Genomic DNA, 17,084 nt, shown 5'->3' with positions numbered 1-17,084 from the left:
AGTCTGCCATGACCGTAACGACCGACTTCTTCGAAAAGCCGCGCCTGCGCGCCAACGTCAGCATCCAGGTGAACGACGCGAGGTGCGTCCTGCGCTACCGCGAGCAGGAGTACGAGATAGAGCTCGCGCCGGAGACGCGGTCCGACGCGCTGCTCCTGCTCGAGATGCTCCGGGCCGGGGGGCACTCGCTCGACGAGCTGTCGCGGAAGCTGCCGTCCCTGGCCGACGAGGTGGGCACGATCTGCCGCGATCTCGACCGCTTCAGCCTGCTCACGGAGACATCCTTGAAGCCCGTGGAGGCGAAGCGGGGGTCGCAGTTCTACCGGGAGCTCGGGCGCCTCATCGAGCGCGTCAAGCGCAGGTACAACACGCGCCCTTACTACCAGGGCCTGCTGAGCGGCACCATCGGCCGCGAGCAGCTCATCGGCTATGCGCTGGAGTACTACCACATCGTGCGGATGTGCCCCGGCCTGCTCGCCCCCTCCCTGTCACACCACGAGAGCCGCAAGACGCGCGAGATCCTCCAGGGGTTCTTCGTCTCGGAGCTGAACCACGACGTCCTGCTCGAGCGCTCGCTCGCCGCGGTGGGCGTCGGCCGGTCAGAGCTCGATCGGCTGGTGCCGTTGCCGATGACCTTCTCCGTGTGCTGCTCCCTCGGCGTGTACGCGCGCCTTCACCCCATGACGTTCAAGGCGGCCCTCTTCCTCTTCGAGGAGCCCGACGGCGATTTCAACGCCGCCTTCAAGGCGCGGTGCGACGCGCTCGGCCTCCCGAAGGAGTTCTACGACCCGATCTTCGAGCACGCCTCCATCAACGAGGAGGGCGAGCACGACCACATCAGCGAGCTGCTCTTCGCCGACGTCCCGTGCATCTCCGAGGAGGAGCAGCACGTCGTGAAGCGCCACATCTGCATCCTCGTGGAGTCGCTCCTCCTGATGGAGCGGCAGATCATCGACCACTACGGCAAGGCCGGGGGCACGATCCCTCGCTGCTTCGATTGAGAGGACCCATGGAGGCTTGGAGCATCCAGAAGTACGAGCAGCCCTACCTCGATGTCCGCGCGATCCGCCTCGACGCCGGGAGCGGCGAGCTCATCGTGGAGGCAGCGAACGGGGAGTACGTCATCGAGCGCGAGGGGGGCGCCGACGAGGAGACGGCCGGGCGGCTCGAGTCGCTCCGCAGCCCGGGCGCCGCGCTCTGGCAGGAGGTGCGCGGCGAGGGCGGCGCGCGCGCGTGGGCGGAGCTCCTGCAGCAGATGGATTACCTCGGGCTCCTGCGAGACGCGTCCAAGGGCGCGCACGCGGCCGACGTGCCGGAGCGGGAGCGCCGCGCGCTCGACGGCGCGATCGCCCGGGCCGCCGCCTGGGTGCTCGCCCGCACGCCCGACGCCGCGGTCGCGGCGCTCCGCGAGGGCGTCGGTCGGATGCTCGGGCACGCGGAGGGGCTCCTCCTCGACCTGACGAGGACGTCGTTCCCCGACCTCGCGCCTCTGGCGCCCCCCGGCGAGGCGGCGCCGCTCGCGGCGGTGCTCGCGCTCGACAACTTCTACCTCCAGGTGGCGATGATCCAGGCGATGTACGAGCGCCGCAGCGCGCCGGCCTCGCTCGTTGCGAGCTACCTCCTCCTGCTCGACGTCGCCGGGCGGCTCGGCCTGCCCGGCCGCGAGGGGGGGCGGGCCTTCGCCCGCCGCGTCCAGGAAGAGCTCTCGGGCGGCGTCTATGCGTCGCGGGATACCCGCGTGCACGTCGACTGCCTGGCGACCTTCCTGGTCCGCAGCACCGGCGGCGACGCTGGCCGCTTCTGCCGCGCGGCGTTCCGCCCGGACGGCCGCAAGTCGGGGCTCGTCTTCATGGTGGATGTCGAGCGGGTGGTCGCCGAGGCGTCGAGCCGGATCGGCACGCCGCGTTTCCTCGCGGCGGTCAGCGAGCCCGGCGCGCCGCGCGCCCTCGCGCAGGGCTGCTATCTCCAAGAGTACCACGTCACCTTGCGCTTCGTCGAGATCCTCACGCCGATGATGGCGAAGCGCCTCGCGCCGCCGCTCCGGCGACGGATGTTCAAGTACTACGCGGAGGAGGTCGGGCACGAAGCGTTCGAGTACCAGAGCTGCCGCAGCCTCGGCCTCACCCACGAGCAGATCGTCGACAGCGAGCCGCTCCCGCTGCATGTCGCGTACGTCGACGCCTTCACGCACCTGGCCGAGGTCGATGCCGTCGGGTACTTCGTGTCGCTCTTCATCACGGAGGGGCTGCTCGGCGTCGCGCCGCCGCTGGACAGCCCGCTGCGCCGGCTGACGGGAGAGGGGGAGCGCTTCGACGACGGGGCAGGTCGGCACGCGGCGCTCAACGAGGAGTACAACCACACGAGCCTGTCCCGGCTGTTCATGGCCGACGTGGCGTCCGTGTCCGAAGGAGCGCAGTCGGCCGCGATCGACTTCATGCTGCTGCTGCTCGAGCTCAACTACCGCGCCTGGGACGATCTGCTGGATCAGTACGGCGCGTCCGATCCGTGGCGCTCGCGGGCGCCGACGGCGGAGGAGCTCCCGGGATGAGCGAAGGGACGGACCACCTGGCGGAGTGGCGGCAGGGCGAATTCCTCATCAGCACGGACCGGCGTCGGCTGGACATCGACACGATTCACGGCTTCCTCGTGACCTCGTCATGGGCCGCCGGCATCGCGCGCGATCTCGTCGTACGCTCGATCGAGAGCTCGCTCCCCTTCGGCCTCTACCACGGCGATCGCCAGATCGGCTTCGCCCGCGTGACGACCGATTACACGACCTTCGGCTACCTCGCCGATGTCTTCGTGATCGAGGCGTACCGCGGGCGAAAGCTCGGTCGCTGGCTGACGGAGTCGGTGATGGCGCACCCCGATCTGCAGGGCTTCCGGCGGTGGTTGCTCGCGACGAGCACGGCGCCCTGGCTCTACGTGAAGCTCGGGTGGACTTTCCTGAAGCGGCCGGAGATCTTCATGGAGCTCTACGATCCCGAGGTCTACCGCCGCGGGGGCGAGAGGCGCTGATGCTCCTGCCCCCTCGCCAGGATCGCGTCGAGTCCTACCGCGCCCACGTCAACCCCTACCGGGTGGAAGGCTTCGAGGCGCTCGGCTGGACCGAGGAGTTCGTCGAGGCGCGCGGGAGCTTCCTCGTGGATGCCTCGGGGCGCCGGTTCCTCGACATGTCCGGCTGCTTCGGCGCGGTGGCGCTCGGGCACCACTCGAGAGACCTGGACGCGGCGCTGTCGGCGCTCCTCGCGTCGGGGCGCCCGTGCACGATGCCGTTCGGGATCCCCGCCGACGTCGGGGCGCTCGCCGGGCGGCTGTGCGCCCTCGCCGGCGCCGATCTGCAGAAGGTGTACTTCGGCAACAGCGGCGCCGAGGGGATCGAGGCCGCGATGAAGCTCGCGATGATCCGGACCGGGCGCGCCGCGTTCATCAGCTTCGAGGGCGGATACCACGGCTTGACGCTCGGGGCGCTGGGCCTCATGGGCGGCGGTCCGTGGCGGGGTCCGCTGGAGCACGCCCCTCGCCTCGGGCGGCTCGCGCCCTTCGGGGATCTCGCGGCGGTGGAGCGCCTGCTGGAGGAGGGGGGCGTCGCCGCCGTCGTCGTGGAGGTGGTGCAGGGCGTCGGCGGGGCGCGCGCCTTGTCGGGCGACGCGCTCGGCGCGCTGGAGCGGCTGTGCCGGCGCCACGGCGCGCTCCTGATCCTCGACGAGGTGCTCACCGGCCTCGGGCGCACGGGCGCCTGGTTCGCGTTCCAGGGCGTCGCGCCCGGGCTGCGCCCCGACATCGTGGTGACCTCGAAGGGGCTGACGGGCGGCGTGATCCCGCTCTCCGCCGTGCTGATGACCGACGACGTGTTCCACGCGGCCTACGGCCCGAAGGGGCACGTGAACATCCACGGCTCGACGTTCTCGGCGAACGCGGCGGCCGTGACGGCGGGGCTCTGCACGCTGGACGTCATCGCCCGGGAGGGGCTCGTCGAGCGCGCGGCCGTCCTCGGCGAGCGCCTGGCGTCCGGGCTGCGCCGGCTGCAGGACGAGGAGATCGCCGTCTGCGACGTGCGCGGGCGCGGGCTGCTCCTCGGGGTCGGCATCGCCGGCGTCGAGCAGCCGGACGACGCGCTCGGCGCGCTCGCCTTCTGCCAGGCGCTGCGCGAGCGCGGGGTGATCGTCACCGTCGCGGCCCACGCGCCCTCGTACCTCAAGCTCACCCCACCGCTCACGATCTCGGAGGCGGAGGTCGACCTGTTCCTCGATCGCCTCCGCGAGGTGATGCACGAGCTTGTCGAGGTCGACGACGCGGAGGAGCGTTAACCTCTAAGCCGCTCCCCTATCGCATTTCCCGTCTCCTCGGCGGAGGCGACGGCTCCTCGACCATCCGGCGCAGCCGCTCGAGCGCGCGATCCCAGCCTGCGGAGATGCCGTCGAGGAACACTCGGGCTTCCTCGATCCGCCGCGGCTCGAGCGCGTACAGGACCTCGCGCCCGCGCCGCTCGTGCGTCACGAGGCCCGCGCCCTCGAGCACCCGAAGGTGCTTCACGATCGCCTGTCGCGTCACCTTCGCTCCGTCGGAGAGCGCGGTCGCCGACAGCGCCCCTCCGGCCCCGAGCCGGGTCACCACCGACAGCCGTGTCCCGTCGCCGAGGGCGAAGAAGACGTCAGCGACCGCCTGTTCAGGTGCCTTCGACATACTTCGCGAGGTTCTCGGCCTGACCGGCCCATCCCCCCTCGTTCATGCGGAACGCGCGCTCGCGTCGATGCGCTGGGACACGGTCGAAGCCGGACTCCACATGTGCAACCATGTGATTGCACATCGTCCGCACAGCGCGACCGTGGCGTTCGGCGCCAGCGAGGCAGGCGAGCGCCAGCTTCGCGTCCGACGACGCCTCCAGGGGGTCATCCGCCTCGCGAGGTTCTCGAGGTCTTCGACCTTCGCTTGACTTCCGGGAGCCAATCCACAACCATATGGTTGTGGATTCGTTGAACACGACCCTGGCCGCCCTGAGCGACGCCACCCGGCGCGCGATCCTCGTGCGGCTCAAGGCGGGGCCTGCGTCGGTGCACGAGCTGGCGCAGCCGTTTCAGATCTCGCAACAGGCCATCTCCAAGCACCTGGCAACCCTGGAACGAGCGGGTCTGATCGAGAAGCGGCGCGACGGACGGCAGCACGTTTGCCAGCTCAATCCCGCGCCGATGCAGGAGGTGGCGATCTGGGTCGAGCAGTACCGGCAGCACTGGGAGGAGGCGTTCTGCCGCCTGGACGACCTCCTGCACGAGCTGCATCCGCCAAAGAAAGGGTGATCACGTCACGATGCAATTTTCTCAAACCCCTCATGAGCCCACGGTCCTCATCGAGCGCACGTTTGATTTTCCGCGCGACGTGGTGTTCGATGCGTGGACGAACCCCGACCTGCTGGCGCGCTGGTTCGCGCCGCGGGGGTGCACCATCCGCTTCGCGCGGATCGACGTCCGACCGGGAGGAGGCTTCCACTCGTGCATCCACAACCCGCAGTTCGGCGATTGCTGGACCGTCGGTGTCTACCGCGAGGTCGTGCGGCCGGAGCGGCTCGCGTTCACCATGCGGATCGCTGACGCGAACGGGAATCCCGTCTCCTCCGCGAGCCAGGGGCACGATCGGGACTGGCCCGAGGAGACGCTCGTGTCGATCACCTTCATCGAGCGAAACGGGCGGACGCTGGTGAGGCTCGAGCAGAACGTGAGCGAGGCGCTCGCTCGCCGGACCGGCGCGCACCCGAGCTGGCTCCAGATGCTGGACGCGCTCGGCGAGGAGCTGGCGAGGGGCGCGCAGAGGCCCGGCTAGAACATCGATCCGGCTGATTTCGTGAAAATTTCGGGCGCTCCGATGGAACGCTCGACGGTCTCGCCGGACCATGACCGCTTGCAGACACGAACCGCTCGCAGACACGCGAAGCAATAAGGCCACCATGACGATACCGATCCTCTACGCCCACCCCTTCTCGTCCTACTCCCAGAAGGCCTTCATCGCCTTCCATGAAAAGGACGTCCCTTTCGAGCTGCGCCTGCTGGAGCCTTCCAACCCGCAGGCCGGCGCCGAGCTGGCGGCGCGCTGGCCGCTCGGCAAGTTCCCGGTGCTCAGGGTCGGCGACCTCACCCTGTGGGAGGCGACCATCGTGGTCGAGTGGCTCGACCAGGCGCATCCGGATCCTGCCCGCCTGATCCCGCCCGATCCGGCCGCCGCACTCCAGGTGCGGATGTTCGACCGCATCTTCGACAACTACGTCATGAATACGATGCAGGTGATCGTGAACAACCGCATCCGCCAGATGCAGTCCAACCCGCGCGATGAGTACGGGGAGGTTCAGGCCCGCGCCGCCCTGGACAAGGTCTACGCCTGGCTCGACGGCCAGCTCGCCGGCCGCACCTGGGCGACGGGCAACGCCTTTACCCTCGCCGACTGCGCCGCCGCCCCGTCGCTGTTCTACGCCGACTGGGTCCACCCCTTCGACGACCGCCCCAACCTCCGCGCCTACTACCGCCGCCTGCGCGAGCGCCCGTCCGTCGATCGCGCTGTGGAGGGCGGCCGCCCCTATCGCCACTACTTCCCGGGCGGCGCGCCGACCGATCGCGATTAGCCCCACCGCTCGATCACGCGCACGACCGTCGCCTGCGCCAGATCCTCGGCGTCCTGCTCCGAGCGCGTCAGGCGACGCGCCGCGCGCAGGAGGCACGGGAGCTCGGCGAGGAGCCGATCGACGAACGAGGTATGGGGAAACGTGGGCATGGGCTGGGGGGAGAGCGGGGAGGCTTCACGCCGCCTCGTTCCCCGGACGATCCAAGGACACGGCGACCCCCGCGAAAGGTCCCGACCGCGCGGGAGCTCGGCGGCCACCCCAGGCGGAGCGGCGGGCACGTCCTTCAACCCGACCCGGAAGGGCTCATGGAGCCGGGCAACCCGGCGAGATCAGCCGTCTTGACGCCCGCCGACCGCGGGCGCGGGGACCGCCGCCGCCTCGGGCGCCGTCGAGCTCTTGTAGCGGCGGATCGCCGATTCCCCGATCGCCCGGGTCGCGGCGGTCGCGGCGAGCGCCCCTGTCGCCACGGCGAAGGCCGGGTTCATCGTCGCCACGAGGACAGCCATCGGAGCGGCGGCGCTGGCAGCGCAAGTCGCCACCACGGCCGCGATCTCCTTCACGCGGTCGGATTCGTCGATGTCCTTCCCGAAGAGCAGCGCTATCTCGAGGATCAGGTAAAGGTGCATCCTGGTGAGGATGGATGTGCCGGCGACGAACCCCAGGCCTTCGTACATGACGCCGAACCCGGGGATGATGGCGGGCGTATGGACGACGCCGCCCGCGGCGAACGCGATCGCCGCGGTCGATCCGACCAGGTGGCGCGCCTGCTGCTCGGGTGACTCGTCCGGATACATGCGCCGCACGCGGTCCGCCACCTGGCGGATACGGGACTTTCGGAGCCTCAGGACGAAGTAGAGAAAATCATCGGTGAGCAGACTCTGCTGACCCGCATGCTGCTGCGCGACTGCCATGGGTTGCTCCTTTACAGGCCGCTACAGGAACGCCTCAAACGGATTGTGTCCTGACCAGGAGAACGTCGGCGCAACGCCGTTCCTCTGCACGCCAGCGGCGATCGCTGCCGCAGGGCGCCGCGGCAGCTTCCGCGCTGGCCCTTGCGGAAAGAGGATCGGCGCCACGGCAGACGGCGTTGCGTTCACACGTGATGGCTAGGACACCGAACAGGTTGAAACCGCCGAGAAAAATGAACCACAGAGGGCACAGAGTTTTTCATTTTTGTTCCTCTATGTCCTCCGTGTCTCTGTGGTTCAAATCTCTTCATTCCCGGACGTTTCAAGCTGATCAGTGCTCTAGCCGAGATCCTCCTGGCTACTTCTCTCTCATGCTCGGCCGCCGTGCGAGAGCTGTACCGGTTCTCGTCGCTGCGCCGCACGTTCGCGATCGACGTGCTCGCGTGCCCGACCTGTAACGGCAGGATGAAGGCATCGTCGCCATGATCACCGAGCCAAGGAGCATCGCGCGCTTCCTCGCCGCGCTCGGCGAGCCCACCGACGTTCCGGGTCGCCCGCTCGCGATCCCGGCAGGGGCGTGCTCCGATCCGGACGACGTCGAGGACGACACCCCCCGGCCGGCGCAACCCCGCCCATCGTCGCCTCGGCCCTGGAGGCGGACCTGGCGGCGGCCGGCATCGACACGGAGGACCCACCCACGTGGGAGGCCCTCGCCCAGCAGGTCTGGGTGCCCAAGGAGTCCGCGGGCGAGGCGGAGCTCCTGGCCGCCGCCACCCCGGTCATGGAGCTGTTCACGAAGTCGCTGGGCGTGACGTGCGAGGACTGCCATTCGTTGCCCTATTACGCGATTCCCCCGGAGGTGGAGCGCGTCGTCATCGGCATGTGGGACCAGTGGGTCCACGGCCGCCGCCTCCGGGATGGGAAATTCCTCTTCTGCGACTCGTGCCATCAGGGCAAGAAGGAGTTCCTGGTCCGAGACGACGCTGCGCTCGCCACCTGGATGCAGGACAATTTCATCGCCAAGCTCGAGCGCACCGACGGCCAGGTACACAACTGCGCGTCGTGCCACGGCGAGCCATTCCAGCCCGCTTTCCTCTCCGCGTGGGCCGTCGGCAACTGACGGGCTCCCGAGGGACGCCCCTCGCCTCCAGCCTTGCCAGCGGCGCTCCCGCGCCCCAGTGAAGCGTTCGACGAGTCTTTTAACATATTCGCGGGACGTAGCTGCTCGATCCAGGCCGATCTCGGCCGCGGATGTGAAAATTCCGTGCGAGGATCATGTTGAAAGGCTTGTCGAACAGTCCACTACAGCGGGAGACACATCACCCACCTGCCAAGGGAGCCAGATCACATGAACGCCGGTCACGGGGAGTACGACTACGAGCGACCGGTCAATCCTCCCGCACCACCCACACCCCGAGCGTCTGCGCCGCCGGGTCCGCGTCCACGACCAGAAAGTGCCGCCCGAGCTGATCGAAGCGCTCCGGCCGCGATCCACCACCGCCGCTGATGTACGCCGGGATGCCGGCATTCACGCGCTCTCGCCATCCTCGCGGGTGAGGCGAGCGGCGTGGTGGGGGCAAGCGGCCTGTGGCGCTCGCGCAGCGCCTACGCGCCGTCGCTCGTGCCCTGAGGGGGCGTCGACCGGACGAGCATCTCGTGCAGCAGCCACAGGCCCGCGGCCGTGACCACCGCGAGCGTCCCGATCGACGGGAGCCCCACACGCGCGACGAGCACGCCGCCGATGCTCGGCAGGATCGCGCCGCCGACCATGGCCGCGCTCGCCTGGAACCCGATCGCGGGCGCGGTGTAGGGGCCCAGCCGAGCCGGGGTGCGGGACATCAGCGTCGGGTAGATCGGCGCGAGGCCGAGCCCCGCCAGCATGAGCCCCGCGGCCCCTGGCCAGGCCGGGTCGATCGCGAACAGCACGCTTCCGAGCAGCGCCGTCAGCGTGGCCATGCGGAGGAGCCGGTCCGCGCCCACCCGATCGACCGCCAGGCCGAGCACGACGCGCCCGACGCCGATGCTGCCCCAGTAGGCGCCCGCCCACACCCCAGCCGTCTCCGCCGCGACGCCGCGCGCCTCGGTGTTGAGCGTGAAGCTCCACTGCCCGAGCATCAACTCGAGGCCCGTGCAGAGGAAGAACACCGCGATCTGCAGCCACACGCGGCGCTGCCGCAGCGCCGCGCCGAGCGGGACGGGAGCGCCCGGCGACTCCTGCGGGCCTTCGGCGGCCGCCGCCCGCGCGCGGAACGATCCCTTGACCACGGCGAAGGCCGTGGTCAGGAGCAACATGATCGCGCCGATGATCGCGTAGCCCGAGCGCCATGAGCCGGTGGTCGCGAGGGCCACCGTCGCGATGAGCGGCCCGAGCGCCGCGCCGACGCAGTAGCAGGCGTGCGACCAGTTCACGTGGCGCGCGGAGAAGTTGCTCGCCGCGTAGGCGTTGAGCCCTGCGTCGATCGCGCCCGAGCCGAGCCCGTCGATCAGCCCGCAGAGGATCAGCAGCGGCCAGACCGGCGTCGTCGCGTAACCGAGCAAGGCGACCGTGATGAGCCCGCTGCTCAGCGTGAGCAGCTTGCCCACGCCGAGCCGATCCACGAGCTTCCTCGCTGCGAAGCTGGACGAGAAATACCCCACGCCCGTCCCGACCAGGAGCGCGCCGAGCGCGCTCTGCGGGAGCGCGAACGCGGTGCGCAGCGAGGGCCACGCGACGCCGAGCACCGCGTCGGGCAAGCCGAGGCTCACGAACCCCACGTAGGTGAGGATCAGGAGCGGCGGCACGCGGGCGGCCTCTCCGCAGGCACCCCGCAGGCACTGGATCGATGCGTCTTCCTCAATGGATGCATGCGTCGGCGAGATTGCATCTTTTCCACCGGCCCGCCACCGGCGTGAAGGCGGCCCTTCGATGGGCAGATCTGTTGTGTCTGCTCGGCTATCAGCCCGTGCGCGTCACTGCGGAGGACGCCAGTGTCACCCGGGCTCAGCCGCCGGCCCGCAGCTCGACGATCAGCTCGTCGCAGACGGCGATCCGCGGATCGGCCGGATTGCACACCCACCCGCCGATCACCGGCAGCGCGATCTTGGTGCCGCTCGGCCCGTGGGTGAACACCGACATCGTGCCGACTTCCAGCTCCCAGTCGGCGGGCCCCGGCGCCCCGAAGTCGGCGACCGTCTCCAGGCTGCCCTCGATCGCGTCCGCGCCCGCTCGCCGGCGGGACGGCCGCTACGAGGAGCTTGGCTTTCGGATCGCGTTAGGATTTCGCAGCCCCTCGGGTTCCCGCCGTACCACGGCCTCTGCCGAACCACGACGCTCGCGGTCCTCCGATCTCGGTCCGCCCTACGCGCGACCGCCCAACTATTTGAATACACAGTACTTTTGTGCGACGACCGACCCGCGAAGAAAAATCTCGTCGGCGTGTCGATCCAGCCCCGGCTCGTTCGTCGCTTCACCAGGAGACGGTCGTCACAACGGTCGCAGGCGATGCCTGCGCAAGAGGAGCTACGCCCATGTCAAAGGTTCGGGTAAACGCATTTGGAATCGCTATCGATGGTTACGGCGCCGGTCCCGACCAAGATCTGGCCAATCCGATGGGCGTCGGAGGGATGGCGCTGCACCAGTGGGTCTTGGGCACGAAGACGTTCCAGAAAATGAGCGCCGACTTTGCTGGATCGCTGATCGGTGACAAGGTCGGCCGAGGAGGAGTCGACGACGACTTCGCCGCGCGCGGCTTCGAGAACATCGGCGCCTGGATCATGGGCCGCAACATGTTCGGGCCGATGCGGGGGCCCTGGTCCGACGATGGTTGGAAGGGATGGTGGGGCAAGAACCCGCCCTACCACGTACCCGTCTTCGTGCTCACGCACCATGCTCGTGCGCCCATCACGATGGAGGGCGGAACGACGTTCCACTTCGTCACCGATGGCATCCATGCCGCGCTGAACCGCGCAAAGGAGGCGGCTCAGGGCAAGGACGTCCGGCTCGGCGGGGGAGTTGCCACCGTTCGCCAGTACCTCACCGCCGGGCTGATCGACGAGATCCACCTCGTGATCTCCCCCGTGCTTCTGGGCAGGGGCGAGCACCTCCTCGCCGGCATCGATGCGGTGAGCCTCGGCTACAAGTGCACGGAGCACGCCTCCACGGACCACGCCACCCATGTCGTCCTGACGAAGTAGCCGTACACCCAGGAGAAGCGCGCTATGAAAGTCTTGGTGATCGTCCAGGCCACGAAGGAGTCCGAGGCGGGAATGATGCCGGACGAGAAGGTCATCGCCGAGATGGGCAAGTTCAAAGAGGAGCTCGTCAAGGCCGGTGTCATGCTCGCCGGAGAGGGGCTACACCCAAGCAGCAAAGGCAAGCGCCTGCACATCTCGGGCGGCAAGAAGACGCTCATCGACGGTCCCTTCGCCGAGACCAAGGAGCTCGTCGGCGGATATTGGATCTGGCAAGTGAAGTCGCTGGACGAGGCAGTCGAGTGGGCCAGGCGCTGCGCCGACTACATGCCCAGCGGGGAATGGGTGCTCGAGATTCGACCGATCTTCGAGGCAGAGGACTTCGGCAAGGAGTTCACGCCGGAGCTGCGCGTGCAGGAGCAACGCCTGCGCGCGGAGATCGAGCGGCAGCGGAAATCCTGAAGGAGAGGCAGGCTGGTCCTCGCGTTCGCGAAGGAGCTCGGTGTCTCGGCCGCGCAGGCCGCGCTCACGTGGACGCGGCGGCGAAAGGCCTGGCGGCACGTCCACCGGGAGACGGGTGCCACCCATCTCCCGCGTGGACGTGCCAGGTGACCCGGATGGGTTCACGGCATGCCGCCCTCCCCGGGGCGGGGACGCCGTCATGTCGGCCTTCCTCCTCAGGCACCCCCGCGCCGCGCGCCGTCCACCTCGTCGGCCGCCTCGAGCGCGCTCTCGATCTCGCGGACGAGCTCGTCCGCCGCCTGCTGCTCCCTGTCGGCGCGCGCCTCCACGGCCGACGCGTCGAGGCGCAGCTCCACCCGCCGCAGCACCTCCGCGACCCGCTTGCCCTCCGTCGAGGCGGCGTCCACACGCCGCCGCTTCAGCGCGCCCAGTGCGGCCTCCACGGCCGGCACGAGCGGCGCGGCCACGACCGGGTCAGCGGCCTTCAGCTTGGCCCGCGTGCGGTTCGCGAGATCGATCAGCTGGCCGAACGGCGAGCGGGCGCGCCGGCGATGCACCGCCCACCCCACCGAGGCGAGCACGCCGAGCCCGAGGAGCACGGCCGCGCCCTGCACGTAAGGGGCGACCGCGGGCGGAACGGGCGGGACCAGCGCGTCCGGAACCTCGACCGTGATGCCCCCATGCAGGCAACCGCTCAGCTCCTGCGCCGTCTGGAGCCGCGTGCGCGCGAGCGGCAGCAGCCGCAGCGGAAGGCACGGCGCCTCCACGCCCGCCAGCGCGCACGCGGGCGCCGGATCGCCGGTCGCGATGGCGTGGACCTCGTGGGTCACCGGATCGCGGCTCGTCACGTGAAAGCCGCCCTGCTCGAAGTCGACGAGCCCGCCGCTGTCGACCGAGGCGCCGCCGGGCGCCCCCGCGGGCCAGGTCGTCGTCGCCGCGTCGATGACCGAGGCGTCCGTCGAGCAAACGAGCTTGCCGCGAAGGACGATCTCGCCGCCCGGCGCCACGTCGACGTGCTGCGCCGCGCGGTCGCGCCGGAGAGGGAAGGTCTGGGTCATGTCCGCACCTCCAGGGTGCCGGTGGCCCGCCGCGCTCGAGGCATCGTGGCCATGCGCCCAGCCCTCAGCGGAGGTGCGCCCGCGAGGCGGTCTCGAGGAGCATCGCGAGCACAAGCGGCTCCCCCAGGCCGCCCGCGGCGCCCGTGTGGCTGCGGAGGCGGGCGAGGCGGTCCGCGTCCTTCAGGAACAGCGGCTCGCCGAGCGCGCCGGCCGCGGCGCGCAGGATGCCCTCCCGCTCGGAGAGCAGCGCGGCGGCGCGGGTGCGATCGCCGAGCGCGATCTGGCGGGCAGCCTCGGACAGGGTCTCGCCGGCGGCGAAGCCCTGGATCGTCCGGGCGACCGACGGATCGACGCTCGCGGCGCTGTCGGCGTCGCCGGTCGCATACGCGACCCGGAGCGGCGCCTCGTCGACGACGTTCTTCTTCGCGACCCGATCCTTGTACTTGAGCTCGATCGACGCGAGGGTCCGCGCATCCGCGCCGGCGGGCAGGCCGAGCTTGAGGAGCAGCGCGTGGCCGTCGTCGCGCGAGAACGCCGGGATGAAGAACCGCATCCCGCCCTCGGCGTCGTCCTCGCGGTCCTTCGCGATGCGATCCCGCCTCTGCGCCTGCGCGTCCGCGGCCACCTCGATCGCCCGCACGCGCGCCGCCTCGGCCTCGCTCAGCCGGCGCGATCCGTAGACCTGGAGCAGCTTCACGTCCGGCTTCAGCCGCACCCGGAGCTCGACCGCGGTCGCGACCGGATCGAGCCGCTTGTCGAGCTCGGTCGCGAGCGCCGGGGCGATCTGATCCGGGTCGCGCAGGTAGTAGTACCCGCCGGCCCCGTCGCTCGCGATGCCGCTCATGAGCGCGCCGTCGTAGTCGGCGCCGAGCCCGAAGGTGCTCGTCTGGACGCCGCCCTGGAAGGCGTCGAGCGCGAGCCTGGACAGCCGCTCCGAGCTCGTGATCCCGGCGTTCGCGCGCCCGTCGGAGAGCAGCAGCACGACCTTCACGGCGCCGTCGGGGATGCCCGGTCGGGCGGCCTGCGCGTAGCCGAGCTCCAGGCCGCGGCCGATGTTGGTGCCGCCGCCCTCGGTGATGCCGGCGATCGTGGCCTTGATGGCCGCGCGCCGGGCCCCGACGGGCCCGTCAGGGATCTTGACCGCGGCGTCGCTCGAGAAGGTGACCAGCGAGAAGTCGTCGTTCGCGTCGAGCTTGTCGACGAGCGCCTGCGCCGCGTCGCGCGCACGCGCCATCGGCTCGCCCGTCATGGATCCGCTCACGTCGAGCACGAGGTGCACCGACAGGTGCGGCCGCGCCGCGGGCGCCTGCGCCGTGGAGCGGAGCGCGACGCGCACGTGCACCGGGCCGCCGCCCGGCGGGACCTTCGCGCGCTCGAGGTCGGTGCGCAGGGCGAGCGTCACGCCCTTCGGGACGTCGATCGCGGGGGCGTACCGGGCGCCGACGTCGCTCACGAGCTCGCGCTCGCCGGCCGGGATGATGCCGCGCGCGACGGCCGACTCGAACGCCGCGAGGTGTCCGCCGCCGGGGCGGTACGTGGTGGCGAAGCGGCCGTTCGGGTCGAGGGCAGCCTCGCGGGCCGCGCCCTCGCTCCCTCCCGCCGCGGCGGTGGGCGGCGGTGGGCCGCCGGTGCCAGCGACCCCCTTCCGGAGCCTCATGACGTCCCCGGGCGCGGCGGGCGCCCGCGCCGCCTCGAGCCTGTCCCTCGCGGCCGGCTCGCCGCGCTGCGCCTCCGAGGTCTCCAGCGACGCCGTTGCCGGAGACGGCCCGGAGGGCGCCGGTGCATCGGACGACCCCCTGGGGCTGCACGCGAGCCCTCCCGCCGAGAGCCCCAGCAGCAGCCCGCCGCCGAGGAGCGCGCGCTTCGCCCACGCCATTCCGAGTTCGCCCATGATCTTCTCCCTCCCCGCGGACCGAGCGGGTGCTCGGTCAGACGGGCCAGCGCCGCTTCCGTTCTGTCGCTCCGCTCCCGGGACGGCGCCGCCGCGATGCCGCCGAGGATATCCGCGTAGACAGCGCCGGAAGAACGATGTTCGGCAGAGATCGCGCACAGGCCCGCCGCGCCGCTCGGGCGGACGAGGGCGCGGGGTCGCCTGCTACTCGATGAAGCGCGGGGGCATGAGCGGGTCATGCGCGATCGTGACGGCGGGCGCGGCGCTCGGCGCGCCGGCGGGTGCGCCGGCAGGGGCCGATCTCACCGTCGCCGCAGGCCGGGGTCTCCTCGCCGGAGCGCGCTTCCGGGGAAGCGGCAGCTCCAGCTTCGGGGGGAGCGAGCCCGCCTCGGTGATGGAAACGTCGCGCTCGATCTCGGATCGGCCCTTGAAGACACGCACCTTGTGGAGGCTCCCGAGCGCGCCCGTGAGCTCGACCGCGCCGTCCTTCGGGGGCGCGGGCACCCCGTCGACCTCCACCGAGGCGTCCGCGGGAACGATCGCCAGCTCGACCCGGTGCTGGACGGGCGCGTGCGGGGCCGCCGAGGGCGCCGCGCGCGGGAGGGCGGAGAGCGCCGTCGAGAGCTCGCGGGAGACGAGGTGCATGCCGGTCATGGCCGCGCTCGCCGGGGCGCCCTCACGGTGCGTCACGACCCAGCCGAGGCCCGCCACGAGCAGCGCGGCGACCGCCACGTGCGCCTTGATCCAGGGACGCCGCGGCGCAGGCGCCCCCTGCCTCCCCCCCGGCGCCTCGCCCGTCTCGAGCGCGGGCGCCGTCGCGTAGTCGATCGACGGGTCTCTCCAGCGGCCCGCGGGGCTCCTCGGCGCCGCGACCGCAGGGCTGCCCCGCCGGTGCACGCGCGGGCCCGCCCGGAGCTCGAACCTGGACGCGACCGTCTGGCGCTCCGACGGCGAGAGCGGGACCAGCATGCCCTCGTCGAGCGAGAGCGGGTCGTCCCCGAGGAGCGGCCTGATCGCGTCGAGCATCACCGAGGCGCACGGATACCGGGCGACGGGCTGGTACTGGAGCGCGCCGTCGACGATCGCGGCGATCTCGGGGGCGATCCACGGCGCGAACGCCTGGACCGGCGCCGGCAGCTCGGCGACCAGGGTGGCGATGAGATCGCCGAAGGCCTCGATGTCCTCGGTCGGCGTGCGCCCCGCGAGCGCGTGATAGAGCACGATCCCGAGCGCCCAGAGATCGGTCCGGTGATCGATGTCCTTGATGCCCCGCGCCTGCTCCGGGGACATGTAGCGGGGCGTCCCGATCATGCTCCCGGACCGGGTGAGCCCCGTCGTATCCCGGCGCGGCTCGTGGGCCGGCTTGATCTTGGCGATGCCGAAGTCGAGCAGCTTCACGATGAGCCCGGCGCCCTCCTCGCGCCGCGCGAGGAACAGGTTGGCGGGCTTGATGTCGCGGTGCACGACGCCGGCGTCGTGCGCCTTCTGCAGGCCGACGCAGGCCTGCGCCACGATCCGGAGCGCGAGCCGCGGGGGCAGCGGGCCGAGGCGCGAGAGGAGCTGCGCGAGGTCCTCGCCGCGGAGCAGCTCCATCACGAGGAACGGCGAGCCCGTCTCCGCATCCACGCCCGTATCGAGCACGCGGACGATGTGCTCGGTCTGGATGGCGCTCGCGGCCCTCGCCTCGCGCTCGAACCGCTCCAGCGCAGAGCGGCTGCGGACGATCTCCGTGTTCATGATCTTCACGGCGACGCGGCGCCCCTGCTCCGCGTCGTCAGCCTCGTAGACAGCCCCCATCCCGCCTCGGCCGAGGAGCCGGACCAGGGTGTACCTGCCGTTCAGGGTCGTGCCGTCCACAAGAAAGGTTTACTCTAGAAGATGTAGTCGGCGTCTCAATCCCGATGCTACATCGACCCGCGGATCCGGGGCATCCGTGCTCGACCGTTGGATTCTTGCGTTCTCACGCGCCGGGGTCCGACCGGGTG

General features: G+C 70.8%; 19 protein-coding genes and 1 pseudogene. 10 read left to right on the top strand and 10 right to left on the bottom strand.

Features of this window, described 5'->3' with window-relative positions; genetic code table 11:
* The first annotated feature begins 8 nt into the window (after window positions 1-8).
* The 4 genes from WMF28_RS44605 to WMF28_RS44590 are packed head-to-tail and all read left to right on the top strand — an operon-like array spanning window position 9 to window position 4,310.
* A complete protein-coding gene (locus WMF28_RS44605; RefSeq protein WP_437599872.1) occupies window positions 9-1,001 on the top strand; it encodes an iron-containing redox enzyme family protein in 993 nt (330 codons plus the stop codon).
* A gap of 8 nt (window positions 1,002-1,009) precedes the next feature.
* Window positions 1,010-2,548 carry a hypothetical protein gene (locus WMF28_RS44600; protein ID WP_437599871.1) on the top strand — a complete coding sequence of 513 codons (1,539 nt, stop codon included), beginning with the start codon at window positions 1,010-1,012 and terminating at the stop codon, window positions 2,546-2,548.
* On the top strand, window positions 2,545-3,018 hold the full coding sequence (locus WMF28_RS44595) for a GNAT family N-acetyltransferase (RefSeq protein ID WP_437599870.1): 474 nt from the start codon (window positions 2,545-2,547) through the stop codon (window positions 3,016-3,018). Before WMF28_RS44600 ends, WMF28_RS44595 begins: the two co-directional genes overlap by 4 nt.
* Window positions 3,018-4,310: an aminotransferase class III-fold pyridoxal phosphate-dependent enzyme gene (locus WMF28_RS44590; protein ID WP_437599868.1), complete on the top strand. Its 1,293-nt coding sequence runs from the start codon at window positions 3,018-3,020 to the stop codon at window positions 4,308-4,310. The genes WMF28_RS44595 and WMF28_RS44590 overlap by 1 nt, the downstream gene beginning before the upstream one ends.
* 16 nt (window positions 4,311-4,326) lie before the next feature.
* Here WMF28_RS44590 and WMF28_RS44585 read toward each other — a convergent pair whose 3' ends face one another.
* Complete coding sequence (locus WMF28_RS44585; protein WP_437599867.1) at window positions 4,327-4,686, bottom strand: ArsR/SmtB family transcription factor; 360 nt, start codon at window positions 4,684-4,686, stop codon at window positions 4,327-4,329.
* Window positions 4,670-4,786, bottom strand: a pseudogene (locus tag WMF28_RS44580) (vanillate O-demethylase oxidoreductase VanB); the annotation flags it as partial. The gene WMF28_RS44585 and the pseudogene WMF28_RS44580, both read right to left, overlap by 17 nt.
* Before the next feature lie 181 nt (window positions 4,787-4,967).
* Between WMF28_RS44580 and WMF28_RS44575 the strand changes: the two are divergent.
* The 3 genes from WMF28_RS44575 (at window position 4,968) to WMF28_RS44565 (ending at window position 6,610) form a co-directional block, all read left to right on the top strand.
* Window positions 4,968-5,297, top strand: coding sequence for an ArsR/SmtB family transcription factor (locus WMF28_RS44575; RefSeq protein ID WP_437599866.1), 330 nt, complete (start codon window positions 4,968-4,970; stop codon window positions 5,295-5,297).
* Window positions 5,298-5,307: 10 nt separating this feature from the next.
* The gene (locus WMF28_RS44570; protein WP_437599865.1) at window positions 5,308-5,817 is read left to right on the top strand and encodes an SRPBCC family protein; all 510 of its coding nucleotides are present in this window, start codon (window positions 5,308-5,310) and stop codon (window positions 5,815-5,817) included.
* Window positions 5,818-5,941: 124 nt separating this feature from the next.
* A complete protein-coding gene (locus WMF28_RS44565) occupies window positions 5,942-6,610 on the top strand; it encodes a glutathione S-transferase family protein (protein WP_437599864.1) in 669 nt (222 codons plus the stop codon).
* Here the strand turns inward: WMF28_RS44565 and WMF28_RS44560 are convergent.
* Window positions 6,607-6,759 carry a sigma factor gene (locus WMF28_RS44560; RefSeq protein ID WP_437599863.1) on the bottom strand — a complete coding sequence of 51 codons (153 nt, stop codon included), beginning with the start codon at window positions 6,757-6,759 and terminating at the stop codon, window positions 6,607-6,609. The two genes, WMF28_RS44565 and WMF28_RS44560, sit on opposite strands and share 4 nt — an antisense overlap.
* Window positions 6,760-6,939: 180 nt before the next feature.
* On the bottom strand, window positions 6,940-7,521 hold the full coding sequence (locus WMF28_RS44555; RefSeq protein ID WP_437599861.1) for a hypothetical protein: 582 nt from the start codon (window positions 7,519-7,521) through the stop codon (window positions 6,940-6,942).
* A gap of 574 nt (window positions 7,522-8,095) precedes the next feature.
* Here WMF28_RS44555 and WMF28_RS44550 point away from each other — a divergent pair.
* Window positions 8,096-8,638: a cytochrome c3 family protein gene (locus WMF28_RS44550; protein WP_437599860.1), complete on the top strand. Its 543-nt coding sequence runs from the start codon at window positions 8,096-8,098 to the stop codon at window positions 8,636-8,638.
* Between the two features lie 268 nt (window positions 8,639-8,906).
* Here the strand turns inward: WMF28_RS44550 and WMF28_RS44545 are convergent, their stop codons facing one another.
* The 3 genes from WMF28_RS44545 to WMF28_RS44535 form a co-directional block, all read right to left on the bottom strand.
* Window positions 8,907-9,050, bottom strand: coding sequence for a hypothetical protein (locus WMF28_RS44545; RefSeq protein WP_437599859.1), 144 nt, complete (start codon window positions 9,048-9,050; stop codon window positions 8,907-8,909).
* Between the two features lie 73 nt (window positions 9,051-9,123).
* Entirely contained in the window at window positions 9,124-10,299 is a 1,176-nt protein-coding gene (locus WMF28_RS44540; RefSeq protein WP_437599858.1) for an MFS transporter, read from the bottom strand.
* Window positions 10,300-10,498: 199 nt separating this feature from the next.
* The gene (locus WMF28_RS44535; RefSeq protein ID WP_437599857.1) at window positions 10,499-10,633 is read right to left on the bottom strand and encodes a hypothetical protein; all 135 of its coding nucleotides are present in this window, start codon (window positions 10,631-10,633) and stop codon (window positions 10,499-10,501) included.
* 392 nt (window positions 10,634-11,025) lie between these two features.
* Here WMF28_RS44535 and WMF28_RS44530 point away from each other — a divergent pair, with 392 nt between their 5' ends.
* Window positions 11,026-11,691, top strand: a complete 666-nt coding sequence (locus WMF28_RS44530; RefSeq protein ID WP_437599856.1) for a dihydrofolate reductase family protein — start codon at window positions 11,026-11,028, stop codon at window positions 11,689-11,691.
* Between the two features lie 24 nt (window positions 11,692-11,715).
* Entirely contained in the window at window positions 11,716-12,150 is a 435-nt protein-coding gene (locus WMF28_RS44525; protein ID WP_437599855.1) for a YciI family protein, read from the top strand.
* A gap of 215 nt (window positions 12,151-12,365) precedes the next feature.
* Here WMF28_RS44525 and WMF28_RS44520 read toward each other — a convergent pair whose 3' ends face one another.
* The 3 genes from WMF28_RS44520 to WMF28_RS44510 all read right to left on the bottom strand — a co-directional run bounded on the left by WMF28_RS44520 (window position 12,366) and on the right by WMF28_RS44510 (window position 16,956).
* Window positions 12,366-13,208 (bottom strand): hypothetical protein, encoded by an 843-nt coding sequence (locus tag WMF28_RS44520; RefSeq protein ID WP_437599853.1) that lies wholly within the window; start codon window positions 13,206-13,208, stop codon window positions 12,366-12,368.
* Window positions 13,209-13,272: 64 nt separating this feature from the next.
* The gene (locus WMF28_RS44515; RefSeq protein ID WP_437599852.1) at window positions 13,273-15,099 is read right to left on the bottom strand and encodes a vWA domain-containing protein; all 1,827 of its coding nucleotides are present in this window, start codon (window positions 15,097-15,099) and stop codon (window positions 13,273-13,275) included.
* A 204-nt stretch (window positions 15,100-15,303) separates the two neighbouring features.
* Complete coding sequence (locus WMF28_RS44510) at window positions 15,304-16,956, bottom strand: protein kinase domain-containing protein (RefSeq protein WP_437599851.1); 1,653 nt, start codon at window positions 16,954-16,956, stop codon at window positions 15,304-15,306.
* Between the last annotated feature and the right edge of the window lie 128 nt (window positions 16,957-17,084).

Origin of the sequence: Sorangium sp. So ce590 (assembly GCF_051521365.1) — a bacterium.
Classification (GTDB): Bacteria; Myxococcota_A; Polyangia; order Polyangiales; family Polyangiaceae; genus Sorangium.
Note: the sequence above shows the minus strand (reverse complement) of the source record. Positions and strands in the feature narration are given on the sequence as shown.